Source organism: Streptomyces sp. NPDC093064, assembly GCF_044754605.1.
GTDB lineage: Bacteria > Actinomycetota > Actinomycetes > Streptomycetales > Streptomycetaceae > Streptomyces.
The window spans coordinates 1-1961 of record NZ_JBIVPK010000138.1; the positions used below are offsets into that span (position 1 = coordinate 1).

Genomic DNA, 1961 nt, shown 5'->3' on the forward strand with positions numbered 1-1961 from the left:
CTCGGCGTGAGGCCGTTCATGATCGCGGTTGTGGTGACCCTCCGTGGCCCCAGCACGGAAAGTGATCCAGAACCCAGGTTCAGAGACCGCCGACAGACGCGCGACTCGTCCGCGACGTACCGCGCGGCGTGACGCTGGCGGGGTCTGAGAGCCCTGGACGCTGTGCCGATGCCTCCTCGGGGAAGCCTTCCGGGCAGGCGACTTCTTCGCGGCCTTCCGGGCCGTTGTCTTCGTTGCGGCTGTCGGCGGGTCGGGGGCGTCCGCGCTGTTGTCGCCGCGTGCGGCCTGGGCCGTGTTCACGGACTGCTGCAGCGCGGCCATGAGGTCCACGAGCTGGTTCGGCCGGGCTGCCGGACGCGGGGCCTGTGGCAGTCGGCGGTGTTGCTGCTTGGCTTCGACGACTTCGCGCAGGGCCTGGGTGTAGTGGTCGGTGAACTCCGAGCCGTCGACATTGTCGCGGGACATGACTTCAACCAGGGCCATGGCCTCGCTGATCTCGCCGACGAAAGGCTCTCCTACTCCAGCTACGGCCCAAATCCGGGCCGTGCAACAGGGTGGACTCGCTACTTCGAGCACTTGTGACAGCTGTGTCCTGCGGCTCCTGATCGGACCAACTCCTTGCGGCCCGGCAAACAGAGCTCGATGACAATGATCAAGATTCGATGGCACAGGACAACGAGTCCTGATGGTCGACGTACAGCACGGGTCCGGTTGTGCCTGGCCCCCGGCGATCACCGCTGTGGCTTCGTGCGCCTCCAGAGGCTCCAGGGACGGCATTTGTCGGCGGGTTCGGGAGGCAGTTGTTGATCAACTGGTACGAGGATGTCGACGAACAATGACGGCAGTCCGGGGGCGATCCCAGCGAGTACGGCTATGGGGCGGGCAGGGCTGATGGGCGCTGGATGTCCAGTACGACCGCCGTTCCAGCGACAGTCCGGTCTTCGTGCATGGTGATCACTTGCCCAAGTTGTAGGTGCTGCCACTGTGGCGGGGAGAATGGGGCGAGACGCACCGGGCCTGCCCACCGGGCTCCATGAAGGGCATGAAATCCACCCAAAGGCTGGCTATGAGGAGGTCCGGTTCGCCTGTCGGGGTCTTCTTCCCGATGTTCCACATCGGTCGGAGGACGCCGGCCCCGGAGAACGGTGTCTGTCGGCGGGCCTCGTGGGCAGGTCTGAGGGTGAGGTCGGCTCGGATGATGCCGTGGCGGGTTTCGTAGCAGCGCCAGTGGCACCAGGCCGCGCTCCTGTCCAGGTGCATCTGCTCGGCGGCTTTGGCGAGGGTCTGCCAGAAGGTGAGCGGAAGCGGGTGGACGTCACCGAGTTCCTCCAACAGGTCGAGAGCAACTTCCCACTCGTCGTGGGCGAGGTACTCCCAGACGTCGTTCACCGTGATGTCGTTCTCGGTGGCGACCTCTTCGGGGACCAGCAGTGAGGCAGATTCCAGCAGCTTGGGAATGTCCATGCCTCGATTCTGGAGACACTTTCTCGCCTGTGAGCGGCACGTCCCCCGCACAGGATTGGGCCCTGACCGACGTCCGCGACGCCGAAGCCTTCCTGGCGACCATGTCCAAAGCCCGCCAACGCAGCCTGACCGTGATGCGGCAGTACTTCCGATTCGCCCGCCCCGGCAAGATCGTGCTCATCGACCCCGTCCGGGGAGTGAAGGCCAAAGGCCTGTCAGGGTTCAGCGGCACTACCGTCGCCCACGTGATCGTCACCCGGATCACCAAGACCGGCCGGGCACCGGCGTCAACCGCCTATGTCAGCCACCTCCTGGACCCCTGCGGCATACACCCCGAACCCTCCGGAGCACTCGACTCGCCGACCTGGTGAACACCCTCGATCCCAAGCTCGTCGCCGCGGCACTAGTAGACTGTCGCGGCTAATGTTTGGGATAGAGATGGCGCAGTTTGATGCGTGCATCGTGGGTGGTGAACTGCCAGTCCACCTGACGTTGGT

Annotated in this window: 1 protein-coding gene and 1 pseudogene; one reads left to right on the top strand and one right to left on the bottom strand. The window is 65.0% G+C overall.

Translation table 11 applies throughout. From position 1 onward, the window contains the following. Positions 1–871: 871 nt before the first annotated feature. Positions 872–1464 (bottom strand): annotated as a pseudogene (locus ACIQFZ_RS43405) (hypothetical protein). 29 nt (positions 1465–1493) lie between these two features. On the opposite strand from ACIQFZ_RS43405, the gene ACIQFZ_RS43410 reads away from it, so the two are divergent. Next, positions 1494–1835 carry a hypothetical protein gene (locus ACIQFZ_RS43410; protein WP_402693997.1) on the top strand — a complete coding sequence of 114 codons (342 nt, stop codon included), beginning with the start codon at positions 1494–1496 and terminating at the stop codon, positions 1833–1835. Positions 1836–1961: the final 126 nt, after the last annotated feature.